General features: G+C 35.0%; 17 protein-coding genes. 9 read left to right on the forward strand and 8 right to left on the reverse strand.

Going from position 1 to position 23,999, the window contains the following annotated elements; translation table 11 throughout:
* Positions 1 to 280 precede the first annotated feature (280 nt).
* Positions 281 to 1,339, forward strand: coding sequence for a 3-oxoacyl-ACP synthase III family protein (locus tag B0A67_RS15780; protein WP_072964797.1), 1,059 nt, complete (start codon positions 281 to 283; stop codon positions 1,337 to 1,339).
* A gap of 89 nt (positions 1,340 to 1,428) precedes the next feature.
* On the opposite strand, the gene B0A67_RS15785 is transcribed toward B0A67_RS15780, so the two are convergent.
* Positions 1,429 to 1,620, reverse strand: a complete 192-nt coding sequence (locus B0A67_RS15785) for a cold-shock protein (RefSeq protein ID WP_072964796.1) — start codon at positions 1,618 to 1,620, stop codon at positions 1,429 to 1,431.
* 307 nt (positions 1,621 to 1,927) lie between these two features.
* Here B0A67_RS15785 and B0A67_RS15790 point away from each other — a divergent pair, with 307 nt between their 5' ends.
* The gene (locus B0A67_RS15790; RefSeq protein ID WP_072964795.1) at positions 1,928 to 3,436 is read left to right on the forward strand and encodes a PAS domain-containing sensor histidine kinase; all 1,509 of its coding nucleotides are present in this window, start codon (positions 1,928 to 1,930) and stop codon (positions 3,434 to 3,436) included.
* A 664-nt stretch (positions 3,437 to 4,100) separates the two neighbouring features.
* Positions 4,101 to 4,343 carry a DUF6965 family protein gene (locus B0A67_RS15795; protein WP_072964794.1) on the forward strand — a complete coding sequence of 81 codons (243 nt, stop codon included), beginning with the start codon at positions 4,101 to 4,103 and terminating at the stop codon, positions 4,341 to 4,343.
* Positions 4,344 to 4,641: 298 nt separating this feature from the next.
* Here the strand turns inward: B0A67_RS15795 and B0A67_RS15800 are convergent, their stop codons facing one another.
* Entirely contained in the window at positions 4,642 to 5,796 is a 1,155-nt protein-coding gene (locus B0A67_RS15800) for a DUF4291 domain-containing protein (protein ID WP_072964793.1), read from the reverse strand.
* Between the two features lie 743 nt (positions 5,797 to 6,539).
* Here B0A67_RS15800 and B0A67_RS15805 point away from each other — a divergent pair.
* Both B0A67_RS15805 and B0A67_RS25010 read left to right on the forward strand, forming a co-directional pair.
* A complete protein-coding gene (locus tag B0A67_RS15805) occupies positions 6,540 to 7,070 on the forward strand; it encodes a hypothetical protein (RefSeq protein WP_072964792.1) in 531 nt (176 codons plus the stop codon).
* A gap of 2 nt (positions 7,071 to 7,072) precedes the next feature.
* The gene (locus B0A67_RS25010; RefSeq protein WP_207557350.1) at positions 7,073 to 7,225 is read left to right on the forward strand and encodes a hypothetical protein; all 153 of its coding nucleotides are present in this window, start codon (positions 7,073 to 7,075) and stop codon (positions 7,223 to 7,225) included.
* 96 nt (positions 7,226 to 7,321) lie between these two features.
* Here the strand turns inward: B0A67_RS25010 and B0A67_RS15810 are convergent.
* A protein-coding gene (locus B0A67_RS15810; protein WP_394364353.1) for an IS6 family transposase occupies positions 7,322 to 7,988 on the reverse strand; the annotation gives its coding sequence in 2 pieces (ribosomal slippage) (positions 7,322 to 7,801 and positions 7,803 to 7,988; 666 coding nt in all).
* Positions 7,989 to 8,152: 164 nt separating this feature from the next.
* On the opposite strand from B0A67_RS15810, the gene B0A67_RS15815 reads away from it, so the two are divergent.
* The gene (locus B0A67_RS15815) at positions 8,153 to 8,965 is read left to right on the forward strand and encodes an AraC family transcriptional regulator (RefSeq protein ID WP_084074660.1); all 813 of its coding nucleotides are present in this window, start codon (positions 8,153 to 8,155) and stop codon (positions 8,963 to 8,965) included.
* 143 nt (positions 8,966 to 9,108) lie between these two features.
* The gene (locus tag B0A67_RS15820; RefSeq protein WP_072964790.1) at positions 9,109 to 10,275 is read left to right on the forward strand and encodes a serine hydrolase domain-containing protein; all 1,167 of its coding nucleotides are present in this window, start codon (positions 9,109 to 9,111) and stop codon (positions 10,273 to 10,275) included.
* A 554-nt stretch (positions 10,276 to 10,829) separates the two neighbouring features.
* Here B0A67_RS15820 and B0A67_RS15825 read toward each other — a convergent pair.
* Both B0A67_RS15825 and B0A67_RS15830 read right to left on the reverse strand, forming a co-directional pair.
* Positions 10,830 to 11,162: an EthD family reductase gene (locus tag B0A67_RS15825; RefSeq protein ID WP_072964789.1), complete on the reverse strand. Its 333-nt coding sequence runs from the start codon at positions 11,160 to 11,162 to the stop codon at positions 10,830 to 10,832.
* A gap of 21 nt (positions 11,163 to 11,183) precedes the next feature.
* Complete coding sequence (locus B0A67_RS15830; RefSeq protein ID WP_072964788.1) at positions 11,184 to 12,209, reverse strand: methyltransferase; 1,026 nt, start codon at positions 12,207 to 12,209, stop codon at positions 11,184 to 11,186.
* A gap of 115 nt (positions 12,210 to 12,324) precedes the next feature.
* On the opposite strand from B0A67_RS15830, the gene B0A67_RS15835 reads away from it, so the two are divergent.
* Together B0A67_RS15835 and B0A67_RS15840 are read left to right on the forward strand one after the other, a co-directional pair.
* On the forward strand, positions 12,325 to 18,459 hold the full coding sequence (locus B0A67_RS15835) for a non-ribosomal peptide synthetase (RefSeq protein ID WP_072964787.1): 6,135 nt from the start codon (positions 12,325 to 12,327) through the stop codon (positions 18,457 to 18,459).
* 23 nt (positions 18,460 to 18,482) lie between these two features.
* Entirely contained in the window at positions 18,483 to 18,989 is a 507-nt protein-coding gene (locus tag B0A67_RS15840) for a 4'-phosphopantetheinyl transferase family protein (RefSeq protein ID WP_072964786.1), read from the forward strand.
* A gap of 758 nt (positions 18,990 to 19,747) precedes the next feature.
* On the opposite strand, the gene B0A67_RS15845 is transcribed toward B0A67_RS15840, so the two are convergent.
* From B0A67_RS15845 to B0A67_RS15855, 3 genes are all read right to left on the reverse strand, one after another.
* A complete protein-coding gene (locus B0A67_RS15845) occupies positions 19,748 to 21,688 on the reverse strand; it encodes an OmpA family protein (protein ID WP_072964785.1) in 1,941 nt (646 codons plus the stop codon).
* Positions 21,689 to 21,699: 11 nt separating this feature from the next.
* Positions 21,700 to 22,605, reverse strand: coding sequence for a PorP/SprF family type IX secretion system membrane protein (locus B0A67_RS15850; protein ID WP_072964784.1), 906 nt, complete (start codon positions 22,603 to 22,605; stop codon positions 21,700 to 21,702).
* Between the two features lie 56 nt (positions 22,606 to 22,661).
* A partial coding sequence (locus B0A67_RS15855) for a gliding motility-associated C-terminal domain-containing protein (RefSeq protein WP_207557351.1) occupies positions 22,662 to 23,999 on the reverse strand: 1,338 nt, incomplete at its 5' end.

Genomic DNA, 23,999 nt, shown 5'->3' on the forward strand with positions numbered 1-23,999 from the left:
TGGGGATTTTTTTTTATTTCTGTGGGAAAGATCATTGACTCTACAACAGATACCACAACGGCTGGGAATAGTAATGACAGCCTTGTGATAATGACAAGCCCTTTATTGGGGTTCCATAAGAGCCTTGGCACATTAATAGTTACCTATTGCCTTGAGTGATGGTGGTCTGGACCAGGTATTCAAGCGCCTGCTCGCTACTGGATTCCAAATTAAAAAAAAAGAAAAAACATTTTTGAAAAATAGTTCTGTTTAATAAATTCGCAGACTAAATTTTGGAAATATGAATATGAGAATTATAGGTTCTGGCAGTTGTATTCCCGAAATCAGAGTCTCTAATAAATACTTTGAGAACCACCATTTTTTAGATGAAAATGGCAGGTCATTGAATTCTTCCAGAGAACGCATTATCGAGAAATTTACTGCCATTACAGGAATTGAGGAGCGCCGTTATGCTCCCGGGCATTATGCTGCATCTGACCTGGCTTTTATAGCCGCCCAAAAGGCTATTGATACCGCCGGAATTGATCCCGAGAGTATCAACTACATTATAGTGGCACATAATTTTGGTGATGTGCGTTATAATACCATACAGTCCGATATGCTGCCCAGCCTGGCCTCCCGGGTCAAAAATAAGTTAAAGATTAAAAATCCCGCCTGTATTGCTCTGGATATCATTTTTGGATGCCCGGGCTGGATTCAGGGCATGATTCATGCCAACGCCTATATGCAGGCAGGGATAGCCAGTCGCTGTTTGGTAATCGGCGCCGAATGCCTTTCGCGTGTTGTAGACCAGCATGACAGGGATTCCATGATCTATGCAGATGGCGCTGGGGCGGCAATTGTTGAATTATCAGACACCCATAAAGGTTTGCTGTCTCACAGCAGTGCGAGTTTTACCTTTGAGCAGGCAGACTATCTCTACTTTGGCAGCTCCTTTGATCCCGCCCAAAATCAGGATGTAAGGTATATCAAGATGCATGGAAGAAAAATATATGAATTTGCATTAAACCAAGTGCCCCAGGCAATGAAAAGCTGCATGGAAAAAGCAGGAATTGAGATCGATCAGATCAAAAAGATATTAATACATCAGGCCAATGAAAAGATGGATGAGGCCATCGTTAACAGATTTTATAAGCTCTATGGAAAAACACCTCCGAAAGATGTTATGCCCATGATTATTAAATTTCTGGGAAACAGCAGCGTGGCAACAATCCCTACGCTGTATGATTTAATTTCAAAAGGGAAACTGCCCGGACATGAAATAAAAACTGGAGATATCATTTTATTTGCGTCTGTTGGTGCAGGGATGAATATTAATGCCTTTGTTTACAAAGTTTAAGCAGTTTTATAGCGGGAAACTGATCCCTGGTACAAACAAAAAAGGCACCTCGTTAGAGGTGCCTTTAAAAGCTCACTGTGATAGTATGGTTATGCTACAACTACGTTTACTGCGTTTGGACCTTTACGGCCTTCTTCTACGTCATATCGTACTGCATCGTCTTGAGCGATGTTTTCTGATAGACCTGAAGCATGAACAAAAACTTCGGCCCCTCCGTTATTTGGAGTTATAAATCCGAACCCTTTTTCTTCATTGAAAAATTTTACTGTACCTTCTTGCATTTTAATGTATTTAATTGCTCAAAGGTAGCTTTATTAAATGAGAACTCATTGAAATTGAGTTTTTTATTTTATTTTTATAATTAATACCCCTCTAGGCTGGGGTTTATTTCGATAATTTCTACTGCTCATTACTATGGTTCAACAATGAGCTTGTTTCAAATCGAGTCATTATTATTAAAATAAATCTCGCCCATTAAATCGCAAGCAATAAAAATTCTATGGTAGAATAATGAAAGATTCTACTGAAATCGTGTAACTGAAAAAGAGAAAATCCACAATATATTCGTTGCAATAAAAACCACCACTGATGTATGATAACCTATTGCTTTTGAAGGACATTGTGGATAATACCCCTTTGCCTCTCGCTGTTTACACAGGAGAAGAATTAAAAATAGAATTAGCCAACCCTGCTATGATACAGACCTGGGGAAAAGGAGATCAGGTAATTGGAAAAAACTATCTGGATGTGCTCCCTGAAATTCAAAACCAGCCGTTTTTTCAGCAGGCTTCAGGCGTACTTAAATCAGGAATTGCCTTCCATGCAAAAGACAAACAGGTCGATTTATTGATTGATGGTGCATTACAAACCTATTATTTTAACTACAGCTTTATCCCTCTTTTTGATCAGCAGGGAAAAATCTATGCGGTCATGAATACAGGATCGGACGTCACTGACCTGCATCTGGCAAAACAACAGACCCAAAATGCTGAGGAAAGGCTAAGGATGGCTATTGACTCCTCAGGGATGGGTACCTATGAAATAGATCTTGCCACAAAACAAATTAAAACTTCGGGAAATTTCAACACCATCTGGTCCATCGACAGGGAAATTGCCAATGAAGAGCTTATAGCCAAACTGCATCCCGAGGATCAGGCCCTGCGCGAGAAAGTACACCAGGAATCACTCATTACAGGAAAGATGTCGTATCAGGCCCGAATTATAAATGATGACGGATCAGTCAAATGGGTCAAGATCAACGGGAAGATCATCAAGGATGAAAAAGGAACTCCAATGACTATTATTGGAATCATACAGGATATTCATGAGCAGAAACAATTTGAAGAGGAGCTAAAAAAACAGGTCGCTGAAAGCACACAGGAGCTCAGAAGATCCAATGATGATCTTTTGCATTTTGCCAATGTGGTGAGCCATGACCTTAAAGAACCTATTAGAAAAATTAAAACTTTCAACAGTATTTTAAAAGACCAATACAAAGCTGATTTTAACGAAAACTCTAAAAAATTCCTGCAAAAGGTAGATCAGTCCGCGCAAAGGATGCAGAACATCATAGAAGGAATTCTGGCCTACTCCACCCTGGATAAAAAAACACAGCCCATTGAAAAGATAAACCTCAATGAGGTGGTGGAAAGTATCAAAACAGATCTCGAACTCATCATAAAGGAAAAAGAGGCTATACTGATCACAAGTGAGCTTCCTGATATACAAGGGGCCACTATTCTGATTCAGCAGCTTTTCTATAACCTGATCCATAATGCTTTAAAATTCTCAAAAGCAGATGAGCCGCCGAGGGTTATCATATCATTTATGATGGTAAATAATGAAAGTATCGAACAGGTACAAATAACCATTAAAGACAATGGTATTGGACTTGATATAATTCATGCCGAAAGAATCTTTAATGCCTTTGAAAGACTCCATTCCAAAGACCAGTATGAAGGCAACGGGCTTGGTCTGGCGCTTTGCAGAAAAATAGCCAAAAGACATGGCGGGAGCATTACTGCCATGGGAGAAAAAGATAATGGCGCAGAATTCATTGTCACTTTACCATTAAGACAAATCGCAGAAGCGCTTTAGGTGGTTAAAATCGAAAGACTCGTGTGCAGATAACATGTGATTTTATTTAAAATCACATGTTTCTTAGTTAGTCCCCGAACACTGCGATCAAGAAATTACGAAATATTTGATGAATCTACTAATTTGTTATCATTACTGGAAAATCAGTTCAATTGACCATTATCTGTCAAAATAAAATGACCATCTTAATTCAGTTTCAATTTATTGTGTATTTAATAGAACTTCATAATATGACAAATAAAAGATTAGATACTCACTAACAACAATTTAAACTAGAATTAATCCCAAATAGTCATGATCAATTTAAATTAAATATTGTTGGTCGACACATTGCGAAACTACTGATCAAATTATACAGAAAGTATATGGTCTGTCTGACCAATTTTTCCACGCTAGCGCTCGGGTGGAACGCATAGCGGGAATATCTCCTAAAAAAAAGCATTAAGGAAGTAAAGCAACCCGCATCTGCATGAATTCTCAAAGGGCGCCGCAGGTCCAGACCAGCCCAAATGGAAACCTGAAAAAATAAAAACAGAATCTGAAGGGATAATTTAATGAGCCTCAGTACAGTTGGAACAAATGCAGGTAAAACACATAAAAACACTGACCCAGAAATTGACCCTAAGCCCTTGCCCTCTCTGCACTTTTTACCTAATTTTGCCCCATGACCCCAGAAGAAATAAAACGCTATTTTCAAGCCACTCCCCCGCCTGAGGAAGTGGAATTAAAGCCATGGGCGAGAATCACAGATTCCCAGCTTTTCCTTAAAAGCTGTTTTCTCACTATATACCATTATAAAGGAGACCTTGATATGTGCCCTGCCTGGTGGCATTTAAAAGAGTTTTACGTCATAGTAAGACGCATGGCGCAGGAAGCCAAAAGTGAAAAGCCAGCGGAAGAGTCTTGAGATAAAGCACGTTTAGAGGCCTCTTTCATTGTTCTGTAATTTCCCAAATCATGCCGCCTTTTTTACCTTTTCACCTGTTCCAACAAAAAGGATTTTTACTTCCTTTTTCTCAACTTCCTTCATAAGTAGATGTAGGGTCAAAAGTTGCAACCTAATATTCGTAAGTGGCTTTATCCTTTAAGCCCAGCATCGTTTCACATACTTTTTGAGCTGAAGCTGATACATTTATTTCTTTTTTAAATCGTAATTTTTGCATGGCTTTCCTATTTTTATAAGCCTAGAGTTACGTATTAAATGATCAAAAATACCAAAAGGCTCTGCTATGGATTTCTTTATACAAATATTCTTCGTCAAAAGATTCAATGAAATAGTCAGCCGTTTGAGGGGCAAATCCTGGAATATTTTCTACTAAAAAATCTTTAGAGCTTGCGATGTATTCTTTTGTTTGTTGATGTCCCAAAGGATAAAAAATCATTTCACCATCAAATCCGCACCAAGTGTCAAAATCTACTAATTTAGCTTCCAAAATCAAGTGAAGATCAATTATATTCTTATTCTTACTGGCAAAGTAACTAAGCATCAGAAGGTCTTCGCACATACAGTCAAACGCACCCAATTCCTCATCTCTTCTGTAAAGAATAGCAGCTTTCAAAAGATACCTTGATAATTCTGCATTAATGTAATTTTTTACATAACCAACAAATTCAGCTCTTTCTGGTTGATCGTTATCAACTAGCAACTTTTCAAAATTTGTTTGACTGATTTCTTTTGTATTCTCAAATTCTAAAATTAGTTCTTCAACAAATGATGTTCGAAATACTTCAGGCATAGAAAATTTCTTTTTTAAATCACTGTTGACTTCAATTATAGATTCGTTAATCACATAATACCAACCTTTTCCGCTGTCAATTTTTTCTTTTTGTTCTTTTACAAAAGCAGTAATGTCTTGAATTGATTTTATAAATTTGCTATTAAACTTTCTTAAAGCTTCATTTTTAATTCCTATTTGAATAGCCCTGCGTTTTAACTTGTCTCCTTTACTATTATGGTCAGGATCCCACTGAATTCTTACGTTGCTAGTATTTAGTTTTTCTTTCCATGCAGATTCATCGCCATAGGCTTCATTATAGCTTGTTAAAATGCCTTCGGCAAGAAGCTCTTGAAAACCTTCAAAAGTCATTTCAATAGCTAAAATTCGACTTTGGTTGCTGTCTTTGTTCGCCCAATCACTCCTGTACATCATCCACAAAAAGTTTGGTTTTATCCAAGTCATTCTGTCAAAGCTGTACTCTTGTCCTCCAAATTTTTGATTTTCTATCGCATAGTCCGCAATTTTATCATTGAATGCCTGATATACAAATATATTGTCTCCGTGTTTTTGTCCAAGTATAAAATTTCCTTCTTGAGGAAGTCCTTTTTCATAGCTGTGATGTTGGATTGTATTTATGTTCATTTTTATTTATAGGGTCTATTTTTATACTTAAAGCCTCAGACTTTTATCCAAATATAGATTAAAACATTGAACATTTTAAATGCGTTAAGTATTGATCAAAAAAAAAGCTGTCAAATTTTTGACAGCTTTTTCTATTTATTTTAAACAATAAAGAGAAGTAAATAATTCAAACACAAAACTATTTTTCCCTAATTCTATTTCTCAAATCTATTGTAGATGTTACAAGGTCTTTTTTTGGTTCTGTCGCATCTGAGAGAATCAAATGCAAGTTTTTAAGTAATTTAAAAGTTATGCTACCAATTTACAGAATGATTTAAACATAGTTATCCCGGGTTTAACTATCTGATTCTTTCTCAGCATATGTACAACTTCAATTCCGCTCAACGTTCGTCTAGCCGATTCATAACTTTTAAAGCCTAATCCATTTTGAATACGTCATTTGATAAAACGATGATCCAGCTCTATAATATTATTGAGATATTTACACTGGCGAATTTTGGAGTGGATACCTTTTTTGCCACAAAAAGTTAAGGAGGTTTTCTAAAAATATTTTATCAGTTGAAGTTTCGTGGCAGAATCGTGGCGCACCAGTATTTTAGAAATAGAAAACGAGTTATGATAGCCGATCCAACTGTTAGGTTCGAAACTATTACAGTCCAGCAATTCTGTCGAGAGGGTCGGCAGAATTTATTTTCCATATTCAAATGTTTTCAAAATTAAATTATATTCATTAAATTAGCAGTATGGATAAAGAAGCAGAATCAGGACTCGATTTTATAATTGACAAATTAACAAACTCAATAGAAAACGTGATTACTGGAGATAGTTTTCAGACTGAAATTTCTATTGTCCAAAATTCTGATTTAAAGTCTTTAACAAAGAAAAATGGCTGGCTTTTTAATTGGAATGAAGAATTTAAAAATCCAATTAGAGATGTTTATAAACTTACAATTTTTGGAAATTCAAAAATAATTCAAGGTCTTATAAGCTTAGAAGTTAAGTCAGATCATGTCTATATGCATCTTGTTGAAAGTGCTCCATTCAATAAAGGACAAACGAAGGTTTATGCTGGTGTAGCTGGTAATCTAGTTGCTTATGCATGTAAATTATCTTTTCAGCGCGGTCACGATGGAAATGTTTCTTTTCTTTCAAAATCGCAATTAGTTGATCATTATGAAAAAACACTTGGAGCATTCCATTTCGGTGGTAGAATTATGATAATTGAAACAAAATCAGCTTTGAAATTAATCAATAAATATTTTCAAAATAAATAATTATGAAAACTAAAAAATTAGATTTAGATATAGACAGTATTGGTGGACTAAGTTCTCTAACATTAGCTGAAGAAAAAGCTTTAAGCGATTTTTTTCAAAAGAAAAAACTAACAAAACAGAAAACTGAGAAAAAGAAATTAATACTTAAAAATTAGAACACACCATATCAGAGACATTTGACGTAGTTGATACTTTTTGCGGTTTTGTCGCATCTGTCAGAATCAAATATAAGAATTTAAGTAATTTAAAAGTTAGCCTGCCAATTTACAGAATGATTTAAACATAGTTTTCCCTGGTTCAATCATCTGATTCTTTCCCAACATATGCACAACTTCAATTCCGCTCAATGTTAGTCTGGCCGATTCAAAACTTTTAAAACCTAATCCATTTTTTATGCGCCACTTGATAAAACGATGATCCTGTTCTACAATATTGTTGAGATATTTACACTGCCGAATTTTAATCTTTGAGAACGAACGCTTATTATATACTTTGATAGCTGCAGTATTAGAACCACTTTTATCAATGTTTATTACTCGTGGCTTGCAATTATTACTAATTGCTTTAATTAAAAAAGACTGAGCGCTCATTCTCTGTCTTTTCCTGGTCAAAAGAAAGTCAACCGTATTGCCTAATTTATCCACTGCCCTATATAAATAACACCAAATAGCTTTTACTTTTATATAAGTTTCATCCAATCTCCAGCTCGCCCCCACTCTGACCTTTCTCTGGCTTTATCTTTGATGCAATCAAAGGTGTAAACTTATAATCCCGACGCTGAATAGTACCATGATCAACAGAAACTACTCGCATTTTCATGATCTCTTGAGCATCCCGATAGCTTAATGTAAACCTAAGCTTAAAATATACGGCCTGCAGAACAATAGACTTTGGATAACAATGACCTTTGGTATTCATTTTTCGATACTTTTAAAATTCTAAAGATAAAAGTTATTCCAGATGCGACAGAACCGCTTAATACTATAGAATAAAATAGCACATTTAATTTTGAAAAATATAAAAAATTGTAATTTTACATTATCATTTAGCTTATAGATAAGTTTAATAATCTAATCATTAAAATGAATTTAGAATTTTACAGACCAAAAAATACGCTGCTGCAAAAGTATATCGAAGGATTTTATTTTATTGTAGAAGATTCAAAATCTGAACCTTTAATTTACCGTACATTTCCTAATAATTATGTCATTGTTGCTATTTCGCAAAATGTTTCATTGCAACAGAGAGACGGGATGATCATAATTGCTCCTTCAAATGAAGATAATATTTTTTCTCATATAGTCTACCGTTATAATACTCCAATCGAAGTATCGTATGTGAAACTGATCAATGAGATTACCCTATATTTTAAGCCGCTGGGGTTGAACTTTTTTATCGATAATGTGGATATTTTTTATTCCAAAGATCATACTAGGAAAATTGAATTCGATCCATATACTGATTTTAAAGCAGAAATGGAGAAGATTTTTAATATCAAAGACAGGCAAAAACAGATTGAAACACTTGAGCTTTACTGGTTATCCAAGTTCAGAGAAAAAGATGTTTCACAGGTTCAGGAATTGATCAAGGATATAGAAGCTGATGCCAAAATAACTGAAATGGCAAAGAAGTATAAAATTTCAAGGCAGTATCTCAGTAAAATATTTCAAAAAAATGTCGGGAAACCTCCCTCTGAATATCGAAAAATACATCGATTCAGAAGATCAATTATTGAACAAAACAAAGCAAAAAACTTAACCGAATTATCGTTCGATAACTTATTCTATGATCAATCGCATTTTATTAAAGATTTTCAGGACCTGACCCATAACAACCCGAAATTTTTCTTCAAAAATGTAGATACACAAAAAGAAAATGTGTGGCTTTTTATTTAATGCTGTTTCCATTTTTACAATTTCAAAAGCAAACCATTTACTTTCTTTGCCAGTGAAATATTTGAGATGTTTATAAACCAATTCTGAATTGAATGAAATTATAATGCAATCAAATAAGTGGAATCTTAATTTAAAAAAAAGAAATGCGCAAAAAAGCTTTAATAGTATTTGTGGGAATGCTGGTAGTTCATACTTATGGACAAAATATCAACAAAAACAAACTCGAAACACTTTTAACAAAGGCTGATAAGACAAATTCAGAAGCTGTTATCATCTATAAAGACAATGAATTGGTTGCTGAAAAATATTTCGGTATTGGACAGCCAGATACGAAAATTGAAGGCATGTCCTGCACCAAAAGTATAGTCGGGCTGGCAGTGGCGTGTATGCTTACCGATCAATTGATTGAAACCCTCGATACTCCAATAGCTAAATATTACCCTGAATGGATGCAAGGTCAAAAACAGTTTGTTACCATACGGCATTTGGTTAATATGACCTCAGGTATGCAAAATAATCCCAATGCATCGGTAGAAATTTATCCCAGTACAGATTTTGTACAATTGGCCCTTGCCGCCGAACTTTCAAAAAAACCGGGAGAAGTCTGGGAATACAATAATAAATCTTTAAATCTTATGGCCGGTGTAATCCAAAAAATAACTGGTAAACGTATGGATGAATATATTGGGGAGAGACTTTTTAAAAAGCTGGAGATTACAGATTATAGCTGGACTCTGGACCAGAAAGGAAATCCTCACGTTATGTCCGGATGCCAAATTAAGCCGAAGGATATGATTAAACTGGGGCTCTTATTGGCAAACAAAGGAAAATACAATAACAATGTGATTATTTCTGAGGAGCATATCAATGAAGTTGTAAAACCATCTGCTCAGTATCAAGGCTACGGAATGTTATGGTGGCTGGATTATGAAAACACAATCTCAATTGTTGATGAGCAAATTATCACCGAATTAAAGAAAAATAACGTACCAAAGGAGTTCATCAAAAAAGCTATTAAAATGAAAGGCGTTTACAACTCTAATGAGGAGTATTTGACAAAACTGCGATCGGTTTTTGGCGAGAATCCTTATCAGGATATTGCTAAGAATCTAACATCGGGGTTACGTCTTCGAAAAAGAGAATTTAGCGGCAAGGTAACCTATCGTGCCGACGGATATTTGGGAAATTTCATCATTGTTGATCCAATAAATAATATTGTTGCCCTTAGGATGATAAGTCATCAAAGTCATAAGGAAGAAAAAGATAACTTTTCAGATTTTGGTAAACAGGTAATCGATTTAATCCAATAGACATCAGTAATAATAAAAAAGTATTTCTAATTGCGTCTGAAGTGCACCATATACCATTATAAAGGAGACCTTGATATGTGCCGCCTGGTGGCATTTAAAAGAGGTTTATACACTTGTAAGACGAGCTTCAAAAGAAACTAAAACCGAGAATCAAACGGAGTAAACCCGAAATTTTCAGCCCTGCTTTAAGCGCATCTTTCCCAGCTTGCCCCCACTTTGACCTTTCTCTTCTTGATCTCTGATTCACGCAAAGGTGTAAACTTACACTCCCGGCGCTGAATAGTAGCATGATCCAGAGAAACTCCCCGCATCTTCATGATCTCTTGAGCATCCCGATAGGGTAATGTAAATCTAAGCTTAAAATATACGGCCTGCAGTAAAATAGACTTCGGATAGCAATGACCTTTCGTATTGATGAGTTGAAGAATTTAAAAAAGGTAAAGATAAAACTTAGCTTTAGATGCGACAGAACCACTAATACGCTCAGAGTCTTTTTATATTAATAAAAATGAGAATTAGGCTGTCCAAAAAGTATTTTTCAGACAGCCTCTTATTTAAATCCAAGGAGTTTGCCAAATCAGCACTTTACTTATTTGTAAAATGGGTGCAACATTGGTGTATTGCAATGCGTCTTTAAAAAGGATTTCCTTATTAGGAAGAAACCTTTCATAGAAATCCTCAACATTTTCAAAGAAAAGATGCCCAATTATTTGATATGAAAGAACCTCCTTGTTTACTCCTAAATCAGCTGTATCTTCTTCTATGGCAATGCCTTTTAGTACATCTCCAAAAATAGATTTAGACAAAGGCATATGTTTTTCCAAATAATAAGATACATCAAACCAATCGCCCGATTTAACGGGATAAAAAATAGTAATTTTTATCATGCTCTCTGGTTCTGATCTTATTTAAGATAATTTTTCACATTCAATAATACTAGAAACCTCAGTATTGGTAGCAATAAGACTTTTGAATAACAAACCAGATTCTTTTAACAGGGTTTTAAACTCCTTTAAGGTTCTCTCTTTTCCGGTAGTCATTGCCATAATATTTAAATCGAGCAGTTTTCCCGCATGTGGTTCGTTTAATTCATCTGAAATAACCGAATCTATAATTAATAATTTCCCGCCAACAGGCATTGCTTTGTGACAAACTTTAAGTAAAGCAATAGCCTGGGCATCACTCCAGTCATGAATAACCCATTTAGTCATATACAAGTCTGCATTGGCAGGTATTTCTTCAAAAAAACTTCCTCCATAAACGGTGCATCGATCTTTTAACTCGTCCGGAATTTGCGTGGCTGTCTTCTCTACCACATAAGGCTCATCAAAAACAATCCCTTTACTTGATGGTGATGCATAAAGTACGGCAAACAACATTGCTCCGTTCCCTCCCCCAATATCTACAAGGGTTTTATAAGGCGAAAAGTCATAAATATCTAGGATGCCTTTTAATACAGCACCTGATACTCCTGCCATAGCATTCATCAGGTTGACACCTGCCTCTGGATTGTCTTTATAATAATCCCATACTGATTTTCCATGAGCATCATCAAAAGGCACTTTTCCGGTTTTTATACCATAAGTCAAATTGCCAAAAGCAGGAAAATGTTCTCCTAAATTAGCCAATGCCCAAGGCTTAATAGAACCTGGGACATCTGATAATAAAGTTTTTCCTAAATCATTGATACGAAATTTGCCGTCGGGTAATTCCTCAAAGATACCAACACTTGCTGTAGCACGTAAAAGACGATACAATGATATTTCATGAGATTGAGATTCTTTTGCCAGTTCTGCTAAAGTTTTTGGACCATTGGCGAGCAAATCTGCAATATCGAGTTTTGCAACAGAATAAATGGCGCATGCAATCCAGTATCCACTGATCAATTCATACATTTTAAACGTAAGTTCTGGATTATTAGGAAGGTTTTTCATATTAAATAATTATATTTAATTGATTAACAATAGTTTAAAATTAAATAAATCTTTTTAAATTGCAATCAATTTCCTATATTTTTTTTCTGTTAACAAATTTAAACTACAGTATTTTATGAACAAGCCCCAACATTTACCTAGTACTATTCTTGTTTTACTAAATAAGATATGTAATCAAAAACCTCAAAAAAAATCACTTGTATTCAACAATGAAAGTTTGAGTTATCAAGAATTAGATTTTAAATCTAATCAACTCGCCAATGATTTAAAAACAAAAGGTAACTTTCTGGATGTGCCAATTTGTTTTTCATTAGAACAATCCTTAGATAAAGTTATTGTTATGTTGGCTATTTGGAAAGCATCTGGTGCCTATGTTTCTCTTGACCCTTTATATCCTGAATTAAGGCTTAGGCACATGCTCGAAGATACCAAAAGCCCAATTCTAATTACCACAAAAGCATTAAGTGAAAAATTTGCTTTTTTTGACAAAGAAATTATTTTCATTGATGCTCCCAAAGAAGTAGACAACATCAAGAATTCATCTGGTGAAAGATTACCTGAAAATTCAATTAACGATGGATTGGCTTATTTAGCCTATACCTCAGGAAGTACAGGATTACCAAAGGCAGTTATGGCTGAACATAAAGGATTGGTGAATTTTATAAAATACTTTGGTGAGTTTTTAAACGGAAAACCAGATGATATTGCTTTAAACATATCATCTTCAAATTTTGATGGCATCGTTCTGGATCTTTGGGTTCCTTTATCTCTGGGAATGACGGTCTATTTGTATCCTGACAATAGGATTGTAGGTGATGCATTGCTGGATTTTATTCGCGAAAACAAAATTACGATTTTACCGTATCTCCCTGTTTCGATATTGGCAACACTTCCTAACGATCAGAATATTGGTCAGTTGCGAAAAATTTTTACCGGCGGCGAGGCACCTTCTTCTCATGTGATTCAGCCCTGGCGAAAATTGCTTAGCCTTATTAATATGTACGGACCTACTGAAACTACAGTAGTTGTGTGCGGATTTGAATTCTCTGATGATTATCCTTTAACAACAATTGGAAAACCATTAACTAATGTAGATTTTTATGTACTCAATGACCAACTTAAACCTCTTGCGAAGGGAGAAGTTGGCCAATTGTATATTGGAGGGATTCAGGTTTCGAGAGGATATTTAAATCAGCCCGAACTTACAGCTGAACGATTTGTTTATTACAAAAATGTATCAGGCGAAACAAAAAGGGTTTACAAAACCGGAGATCTTGTCAGGATGCTAACTGATGAAAATATTGAATTCGTAGGCAGAGCGGATCAACAGGTTAAAATTCGGGGCTTCAGAGTCGAACCATCAGAGATTGAAAGTACCATTAGAGAATCCGGATTAGTTGAGAATTCTTGTGTTATTGTAAAAGGTGATAGTCCCGAAAATAAGTATCTTTTATGTTATTATAAAAAGAATTCTCAAACAGATACTTTTCCGGAACACATTCGCGCTTATTTATATGAATATTTACCTAGTTACATGATCCCATCGCGATTTCTTGTGGTAGAAAATTTTCCTCTTACTTCAAATGGAAAAATCGACAGAACCGCTTTAAGTAATTATGATACTGACCAGCAAGAACTAAGACAATGTTTCATACCTCCCACAACCGAGTTGCAAAGGCAACTGGCTGAAATTTGGCAATCTTTCCTCGGGATAAAAACAATGGGAATTAATGATAATTTTTTTCATTTTGGCGGCAACTCTATTTTAGCCTATAAATTAGTTTCATCTATCCGCCAGGAACTTCATCTGGCACTTCAGATTGCGGACTTGTTTTTGTATCCCAGTATTGAAGAACTGGAAAACTATATTATTAACAAAGGCCCAGATCTACAAACAGAAGAAGCTATTACTATCAATAATCTTAATATACCAGTAAAATTGTCATTCCAGCAACAAGCCCTTTGGTTTCTGGATAAACTCCATGGAAGTTTGCCCTATCATATAGGGGTATTATATCCAGTAAGTACGAACATTTCTGTAACAGCACTCGAGAAAGCATTCCGTTTATTGATCCAAAAACACAGCATATTAAGGACAGTTATTTATCAAGATGATAATAGTACATATCAATCCTTACTTAGTGCTGAGAACTGGACCTTACAGCCATTCCATAATCTGAAATCTTTACAAAAACTAATGGAAAGCCCTTTTAACCTTGAAAGGGATTTTATGGTGCGAGCCTGTCTTATTGGTGAAGCTGAAAAAGTTACCTCCTTGTTTATTGTCATTCATCATATTGCCACGGACGGTTGGTCGATGTCTTTGTTAATTAAAGATCTAAACGAATTGTACGATCGTATTGTGAACAAAAAAGAGACTCCAATAAACGATAATCTTGTACAATATAGAGATTATGCACATTGGCAACTTAGTGAGAAACATGCAGATAAAATAAACTCCTATATTCCTTTTTGGAAAAACTATCTGCAAGATGTTCCTGTACTACAAGTAGCGTATGATTTCCCAAAACAACATTTTCATAGTACTACCGCAGGGCAATATTATTTTAAGATCGATCCTGAATTAACTTCCCAAATACGAGAATTATCCAGAGAACAAAATGCTACATTGTACATGACATTACTATCGGCTTTTGGGTTATTGATGCAGCATTATAGTGGCCAGCACGATATTTGTATTGGTAGTCCGGCAGCCAACAGAATACCTTCAATGGTGGATCAAACCATTGGATATTTTGTAAACATGCTTCCTATTCGAATCCAAATCAATGGAAACCCTGTTTATACAGCATATCTGAAAGAACTAAAAACAATGCTCCTACTTGTACTTCGTCATCAGGAAGTTCCTTTAGAAACTATTATAAACAACACAATCAAAGATCGTTTTGCCGGTTATAATCCTCTGTTTCAAACGGTTTTTGTTCTACAGGATACAATAGACCAAAATATTCATACGGCACCTATTGATGGAAATCATTCGAAATGGGTTTATAATAGAAAATCAAAATTTGATCTGCAATTTGAAGTAACACCAGCAAGTGACGAGCTGGAAATAGTAATAGAATATGCTGATGTTTTATTCAAAGAAAGTACAATTGTAAAAATGGCAGAAGATTTCACCACTATATTAAAATCTATTCTAGTGAACCCTCAAAAAAGAATTGGAGATTTTGAAATCTTACTCGACAAGCATGATAAAGAAGAACTATCAGATGCTCTTGAACCTAAGGAAAATCCCTTTAAAAAAACACTTGTAGGAATGTTCGAAGATCAGGTAAAGCAAAACCCGGAAAAAACTGCCCTTACTTTAAATGGAGTACACCTGTCTTATCAGGAACTTCATTTACAATCAAATAAAGTGGCCCATCAGCTTATTGCGATGGGGGTCAAAAACAACGAATTTGTTGCCTGTTATCTCGGTCAGTCTACCGAGCGAATTATCGTTTTATTAGGAATTATAAAAGCCGGAGCGGCCTACGTGCCTTTAGATATTAATTACCCAGTCGAAAGGGTTAATGTAATACTAAAAGATAGTGATCCTGCATTATTAATTACAGATATAAACCTTATAGATATCAGCCAAAAAGTACATGTTCCGGTATTGGATATTGAACATATGCTCTCTTATGTGCCTGCTGTAGAAATCCATAAAAACAGTTACACTGATACACATTCCTCATCAGATTTAATTTATGTAATTCATACCTCAGGAACTACAGGAATACCCAAAGGGGTATTAATAGAACATAAGGCAATAAGCAATTTTATTATCGAATACGGCCAAATATTAGAGATAGGTCCAGATGATCGCACTTTACAATTCTCACCCTATAACTTCGATGGTTCGATTATGGATATATGGATACCACTCGCCAAAGGTGCTACTGTATATCTGTATCCTAATAATAAGCTCTTGGGAAACTCTTTGTCGGATTTTATTGCTGCACATCATCTTACCGTTGTGCCTTATATATCTCCCTCGGTGCTTTCAACTATTTCACTTGCTGTAGAATTCCCTCAATTACGTGTTATCGGAACAGGTGGAGAAACTTGTCCGGTTGCCATCAGCAAACACTGGACAGGTCGGCTTAAACTTGTCAATGGATACGGTCCTACAGAGACCACAGTTGCTGTAAATCATTATGTTTATGACAATGTACATCCCGCAAATACCTTAGGGTATCCCATCAATAACATCAAACTTTATGTCCTGGACAGTTACATGCGCAAGGTGCCTGCTGGTGTTATAGGGGAACTCTATATCTCTGGCATACAATTATCAAGAGGATATCTTAACCAACCAGAGCTCACCACCGAGCGATTTATAACGAATCCTTTTATAAAAGATAGTGAAAATTCGATCTATAATCGAATGTATAAAACTGGAGATCAGGTAAGAATATTGCCTGATGGTATGCTGGAATATATTGGAAGAATTGATCATCAGGTTAAAATAAGAGGGTATCGCATTGAGGTTGCAGAAATAGAAACTGCCTTACAGCAAGTAGAAGGTATAAAAAATGTAGCGGTTCAGGTTCATAAAGCTTCTGAAAATTTATTATCCCTCAGGGCATTTATTACAGGAGGTATCAATATTTCTACAATCAAAAACGAGCTGAGTAAAAAGCTTCCCTCGTATATGATACCTAACCAAATTATATCAATAGATACAATTCCGGTTACTGAAAATGGAAAGCTTGACATGACAGCGCTTTCATTGTTGGCAGAAAAGGCTTTTGACCAGAAGGAGGAAGAATTACCTCTTAATTTATACGAAGAAAAAATTAGGGATATCTGGAGTGAGGTTTTAGAGCGCAAGATTACCTCCATGCAAGATGATTTTTTTCATCTGGGCGGACATTCGTTATTGTTGACTAAGCTTTATAACAAAATGTCTAATCACTATCCGGGCAGCATCTCTTTGAGTGAATTATATATTAACAATACCATTAGAAAACTGGCTTTATTAATCCAGGAAAGAGAATCTATCCCTACCACAGATCAATATGGTTTCGGAACCGATCTTTTAAGTGAAGAAATTAAAAACGATGCTTATATAAGTCCATCTGAATTTAATACCAATCTTAAAAACAAGGGGGATTTTGAAAGTCCTAAATTTTCTTTACTAACAGGTGTTACAGGCTTTGTCGGGGTAAATATGTTAGCGAAACTTCTAGAGTCCACATCTGCAGTTATTTATTTACTCATTCGCGCCGATAATGAAAAGCATGCTGAGGAACGTTTGCTTAAAACGATAAAAGAACAGTTACTTCCTACTGATTTATACAACAAAGACCGCATAAGATTACTTCCCGGAGATCTCTCCAAACCGCTTCTCGGGTTATCAAAAAATGTTTATAATACCCTTACACAAACCATAGATGTAATCTATCACGCAGGAAGCGCTGTTAATTTTATTCAGCCCTATTCCTACATGAAGGCGGCCAATATTGGTGCTTTGCACACCATAATCAAATTTGCTACAACAATCAAACTTAAACAAATTTCTCTGTTATCAACCGTTGGAGTTTTTAGTTGGGAACATTATTTTACCAAACCTGCTCTGATTATGGAAAATGATTCTACACAAACGGCATTCAAATACCTTAGTCGCGACATGGGCTACATACAAAGCAAATGGGTAATGGAACAAATTGCCAATCAAGCTATAAAGCAAGGTGTCCCAATTATAATTTTCAGATTAGGATATACTTTTTGCCATAGTAGAACTGGCGCGACAGCCAAATACCAATGGTGGAGTTTGCTGATAAAGGCATGCATTGAATTAAAACATTATCCCATACTTCTGGATCAAAAAGAAGAATTGGTCTGTGTTGATTTTATCAGCGAATCTATTGCACATATCTCTAAGAATCCAAAAGCTATTGGAGAAATATTTCATTTAAGTCCTGCTCCAAAAGACAACATGACCGTTATGGGATTTTTTGAAGCTCTTCAAAATGAATCCAATTTAGAATTAACTCCTTTACCCTATCAGCAGTGGATGAAATTATGGGAGAATGATGAAAAAAGTCCTTTGTATCCACTCTTGAGTTTATTCAAATTCAAGGTTTATGACAATAAATCAATCATCGAAATCCATCAAAATACTCCTGATTTTGATATTTCTAATACCATGAAATTTTTAGAAGGGACGAATATTGAAAGTACAGTTATTAGCCGAAGTATACTGGAAGCTTACTGTAAATATTTGGGGCTTCTCCAATAAAACTTCTAAATACAGCTTAATAAATGGAAATAGTGCTTGTCTATACCAAATTTAATGATCAAAATAAGGCAGCTATTTATGATAAATGGCTGTCTATTTTACCGCCAGAATTAAGATATAAAAATTTAAGATATTATAATTTAAATGATCGGGTTCGAAATGTACTGGGAAAACTTTTACTTATGAAAGCACTGGAAATTTTTAATAATACAGTCATTCCTTTGAATAATTTATACTACAATGAATTTGGAAGACCTTATCTCTCAACTGATTTTGATTTTAATATAACCCACTCAGGTTCTTATGTGTTTTGTGCAATTGGTTCTAAAGAATTAGGAATTGATATTGAGGAAATAGTTCCTATTAATTTTAATTCCGTAAAAGAAACAATGACACAAATCCAGTGGGATATAATTAATAAGGCTCATTCTCCCTTACAGGAATATTATAAATATTGGACGATAAAAGAGGCTGTTATAAAGGCCGATGGCCGGGGGTTCTTTGCTTCTTTAGAAAAAATAAGTATTTAAAAAAAAACAGTGCAAAGTCAAGGAAAGATATGGCACATTCAGGAATTATTATTTGACAAAGATTATTGCGGATGTATCGCATCATTAGAATTACAAAATATAGTCAAAATGATTTATATTAATTTTGATTAAAAGTCAAAGAAGTCATCTAATTTTACAAACGGTTAGATTAATATTTGATTTTGAAATACTAATTGTTTTCAATTTAAAAAAATCAGTGTTCTTTTTTAATTTATAGCTTCATTATCATTTCTTGCTTTAAGTTTTAGAGTGTTATTTTTTTAATCCAGCTACTGACTAAAGCTTACTAAATATAATAAGGCATAACTAAAATAAATAATAAGGACTTTTTGAATTAATTTCTTCAAAAAAGTTTGAAATTAGAATTCATATTTTTATTCCTGTTTTCTGTAATTCATCATTATCTGTACTTTGATAGTTTTTTTTACCTTTGATCATTTACTGCATTTTTTAAATTTTACATATACCTCCATCCTTACATGTCTCGAGTAAAAAATAAATTCCAATCATCCGGAACAATAACACATTAAAAAATTCATTATTCTACTATTATCATAAAAGAGGAAGTCTCAAAACTAAAACAAGTCCTTGAGAATTGAATATTTGAGACATGCGCTCCGACAGGAGTCCGAATAAAAAACAGAAAAAGAGGCTATTTCACGAGTTGTGGGACAGCCTCTTTTCACTTTAATTATAATAAGCAAAAATCTTCGATTAAGTTTTTTTTATAAAATATATTACTCCATTGAAACTATAATAAATTCACTTCTTCTATTTAGCTGATGTTCAGCTTCTGTACAAGTTACTCTATCGGAACAGTTATTTACCAGCTGACTCTCTCCATATCCTCTACCGGTCAATCTATTCGGTGTTACACCGTTTTTAACTAACCACTCTATGGTTGATTTAGCTCTTCTATTAGATAAAGCAATGTTATATGCAGCTGTTTGTCGGCTGTCAGTATGCGAACGAACATCTATTTTCATCTTTGGATATTGTTTCATCACCGCTAAGATTTTCTCCAGTTCAAAAGCGGCATCTTTACGAATGAAAGATTTATCTAAATCAAAATAGATAATGGGAATATTAAGTGTTTTAGCCAAATCAGTTCCTATACCTACTGACTTGATTCTTTTTTCTAATGGTATTGTTAGGCTCGTTTCACCTGTTTGACCTTTAATGGTTACTGGAATCTCCTTGGTTTCATAATCTTGTTTCGCACCTCTTACATGGTAGATTGTGTTGCACTTAACTTTAAATGTATAACTTCCGTCTCTTCCCGTTACAACTTCATCTATTGTTTTAAACTGTTCATCCAACAGGATTACTTTGGCATTATCAAGTATTGTGTTAGTTTCCTGATCAACAACTATTCCCTTCAACTTCTGATCACATAGCAGTTTTCTTGTTTCTATGAACTCGTAAATATCATCGTTTCCGTTTCCACCTTCCCTATTAGAGGAGAAAAATCCTCTTCTGTTTTCACAATTGATGATAAATGCAAAATCATCTTGTTTGCCATTAATTGGGGCTCCAACATTTTCGACTTCTGTAAAGTTACCGTCACTATTGATTCTGGAAACATAAACATCAAGTCCTCCCAAGCCTGGGCGTCCATCACTGGCAAAATAGATTTCATTGTCTGCAGATATAAACGGGAAGGTTTCTCGTCCTTCCGTATTGATCGATGAACCTAAGTTTTCCGGTTTTCCAAAAGTTCCATCATTATTAATGGTCACACTAAACAAATCTGACTGGCCTAAAGTACCTGGCATATCTGATGCAAAATATAGTTTCTTACCATCTATACTTAATGCCGGATGTGCTGTGCTATATTGGTTGCTGTTAAATGGTAATTCAGTTACATTGGCCCATTTTCCATTAACGAATTCTGCTTTATATAGTTTTAAGAGGGTGCCTTTCTGGTCATCTCTCCCTCTTTTTCCATCCAAAAAGTTATTTCTGGTAAAGTACATTGTTTTTCCATCTTTTGCAAAAACGGGTGTCGATTCATTGAATTTTGAATTGATTTTCTTTTCAAATCGCTTTGGTTTTCCTAAGGTTCCATCCTCTTTTAATTCTGCCGAATATAAATTGGTAAAAGATTTATTGGTCCATTTAAATGTTTTTTTAGCCACACCTCCAGTATCTCTCGCTGATGCAAATACTAATTTTTGGTCATAATAAGCACTTCCATAATCCGATTGTGTAGAGTTAATGCTGATATTGACTATTTCAAATCGCCCTGAATTCGCTTTTATTTGCTCTAGGTAGTTTTTATTGTTTTCAAATAATATCGCTCTTTTATCTGTTGCGATTTTTTTATTAAACACTTCAAGGGTTTTATCCGCTTTCGCATAATCTCCTGTAGCTTTTAGAGTTTGCGCATACCGATAATAATATTCAGGTTCTTGCTCTTTATTGATTTCAAAAAGGACATCATACCATTTTACGGCTTTGGTAAGTTCACCGTTAAAATAATAAGCATTACCTAATCGTTGAAATAGTTTCTCGTCCTTATACCCTTTTTCAGCTACTTTTTCGTAGATTGAAATGGCGTCAATATAGGCATATTGGTCATAGTCCTTGTCTGCCTTCTTCTGGCTTGCTGTTTGTGCACTTGACTTTAGTGAAATCAACACTAAAAAAATGGTGGATGCTATATATTTAATTTTCATCTTGTGAGGATTTAAAAGAATCTTGGTGAGGTTATTCGACTATAATTATTTAAAAATTCAAATCGCAAGAATATCTCATGAGATCCTGAATTATAATTATTCAATCTTGTAGTTTCGCGGTCGTATGCGTATCCTATAAACAAACCGTCAGATACCTGAAATCCAGCCATAGCACTCAATGCCGCGCTCCATCTATAAGCTACTCCTACTGAAAATTTTTCATTAAACAGAAAGTTTGCTGAAAGATCAACCTGCAATGGTGCTCCTTCGACCATTTTAGTAAGTACTGCCGGTTTAAATTTGATATACGCATCTAAATCAAATACATAACCAGCTATAAGATAATAATTGATCCTATCCTTAAAAATAGCATAATCATTATCGCTGTACCTATTGGTTTCGATGAAATTAGGAACTGATAAACCAATATAAGCTTTATCAGAATGCCAATAAACTCCTGCCCCTATATTTGGAGAGAATTTATTATTCAAATCTTGAAACTGAGGATCACCTTGGTATTCGGGATTTAATTTATTAATATCAAGATTAAATAAATTCGCTGTTCCCTTAATTCCAAAAGATAATTTGAAAGTCTCAGATGTAGGAATGGTATAAGATAAATCAGCAGAGAAGGTATTTTCATTGGTAGGCCCTATCTTATCGTTTACAAGCGAAACTCCGAGTCCCAGATTACTATTATTTATTGGTGTATTTAACGAGAAACTACTCGTCTCCGGTGCTCCATCAAGTCCAACCCACTGCGTACGATATAACCCAAAAATACTCATTGCTCCTCTTGAGCCCGCATATGCAGGGTTTATATTAATAGTGTTATACATGTATTGTGTATACTGTGCATCTTGTTGTGCAAATCCCAAAGCGGAAAATAACACAAAAACTAAAACTATTTTTCTCATGTATTTTACTTTTATAATGGATTAGTTTTTTTATGACTAAGCCATTTGTTTAATTATTACTTAGTAAGGTATAAATATCCCGCTTGCTGATGTACGTTGGATTCTCTGTCTTTGTATTTAAGAATATAATAATACGTACCATCTGGTAATCCGTCCGATTGCTTCACTGTTGTTCGACCTTCAGATAGCCCTCTAAAAGCGCGCTCTTCATTGTTATAATTCTCACGTTGGAATACCAAAACTCCCCAACGATTGTAAATCTCAACACTATTCTCTGGATAACATTCTATACCCTGAATATAAAATCTTTCATTCTTATCATCACCATTTGCAGATATTGCATTGAAGACTTTTATTACGCAACCTTCGATCGATAAAACTGTTGGATTATCTCCTAGATTGTCAGTATCATCAGAAGTATCAGTTACAATAATTCCTGAAGGATTCTCTCCTGTTACAAAAGCCTGATTAGAAACTTTCCCAGCATTGATATCACTTTGTTTTATCGCGTAAACGCCTTTAAAAGTTGTACTATCACTTTCTCCCGGAGCCAGAGATATTAAACCTCCGGTTATAACAATTCCAGGAAGCGGATCTTTAATCGAAATATTTGTCAGCCTAACATTTCCTGTATTGGTAACAACAAAACTATAAGTAATGGTTTCTCCAGCATCTGCATTGCCATTCATGTTTTCATCATTAAATACCGCTGACTTAATCAAGGCAATTGATGGAACTTCAACGAAGACAAAAACCTTAGCTATGCTACAATTATTTGAATTTAATTTATCACAAATTTGATACATTAACAGATAGTTTCCTCCTATAGTGTTTGGAGCTATTGTTATTGTTCCGTTTGGATTTAAGCTAAAACCTTTCGGAACAACACCAATAAACTGTAAATCAACACCTAAAGCATTTAAAGATTTTCCATTATACAAATCATTCCCAAATACTGTTTGTGTAGTACCTCCATTGGTACCATTGATTGGATAAGTTGTAAAATCATCTTCAATTGCGTCGAGAGAAGATTGTCCGACAATAATAATTGATTTGACTGTACTGCAGTTAGACGTATTGGTTACTTCGCATATCGTGTAGGTAACCGTATAATTTCCTGCTGGCGTATTGGCCGCAACTGCAACTGTTCCGTCTGCGTTTAAAGTCAAGCCTGACGGTACACTAACTGCTGTTAAAGTTACATCCCCTGCACCGGTGCCAATCACAACTGGATTGCCATTCAAGGTATCATTGGCTGTCAAGGCTGGCGTGGTGCCGCCCGTATTACCATTAATTGCCCCAGTAGTTTCTGTGATAGCTGCAATACTAGCTGCTGTCACTGTAACGATACTTGATACCGTACTGCAGTTAGACGTATTGGTTACTTCGCATAT

This window comes from Flavobacterium aquidurense (assembly GCF_002217195.1).
Classification (GTDB): domain Bacteria; phylum Bacteroidota; class Bacteroidia; order Flavobacteriales; family Flavobacteriaceae; genus Flavobacterium; species Flavobacterium frigidimaris.

Bases quoted from the DNA above. Each gene is read 5' to 3' on its own strand.
- B0A67_RS15780 (WP_072964797.1), top strand. From the start codon at position 281: ATGAATATGAGAATTATAGGTTCTGGCAGTTGTATTCCCGAAATCAGA.
- B0A67_RS15785 (WP_072964796.1), bottom strand. From the start codon at position 1,620: ATGCAAGAAGGTACAGTAAAATTTTTCAATGAAGAAAAAGGGTTCGGA.
- B0A67_RS15790 (WP_072964795.1), top strand. From the start codon at position 1,928: ATGTATGATAACCTATTGCTTTTGAAGGACATTGTGGATAATACCCCT.
- B0A67_RS15795 (WP_072964794.1), top strand. From the start codon at position 4,101: ATGACCCCAGAAGAAATAAAACGCTATTTTCAAGCCACTCCCCCGCCT.
- B0A67_RS15800 (WP_072964793.1), bottom strand. From the start codon at position 5,796: ATGAACATAAATACAATCCAACATCACAGCTATGAAAAAGGACTTCCT.
- B0A67_RS15805 (WP_072964792.1), top strand. From the start codon at position 6,540: ATGGATAAAGAAGCAGAATCAGGACTCGATTTTATAATTGACAAATTA.
- B0A67_RS25010 (WP_207557350.1), top strand. From the start codon at position 7,073: ATGAAAACTAAAAAATTAGATTTAGATATAGACAGTATTGGTGGACTA.
- B0A67_RS15815 (WP_084074660.1), top strand. From the start codon at position 8,153: ATGAATTTAGAATTTTACAGACCAAAAAATACGCTGCTGCAAAAGTAT.
- B0A67_RS15820 (WP_072964790.1), top strand. From the start codon at position 9,109: ATGCGCAAAAAAGCTTTAATAGTATTTGTGGGAATGCTGGTAGTTCAT.
- B0A67_RS15825 (WP_072964789.1), bottom strand. From the start codon at position 11,162: ATGATAAAAATTACTATTTTTTATCCCGTTAAATCGGGCGATTGGTTT.
- B0A67_RS15830 (WP_072964788.1), bottom strand. From the start codon at position 12,209: ATGAAAAACCTTCCTAATAATCCAGAACTTACGTTTAAAATGTATGAA.
- B0A67_RS15835 (WP_072964787.1), top strand. From the start codon at position 12,325: ATGAACAAGCCCCAACATTTACCTAGTACTATTCTTGTTTTACTAAAT.
- B0A67_RS15840 (WP_072964786.1), top strand. From the start codon at position 18,483: ATGGAAATAGTGCTTGTCTATACCAAATTTAATGATCAAAATAAGGCA.
- B0A67_RS15845 (WP_072964785.1), bottom strand. From the start codon at position 21,688: ATGAAAATTAAATATATAGCATCCACCATTTTTTTAGTGTTGATTTCA.
- B0A67_RS15850 (WP_072964784.1), bottom strand. From the start codon at position 22,605: ATGAGAAAAATAGTTTTAGTTTTTGTGTTATTTTCCGCTTTGGGATTT.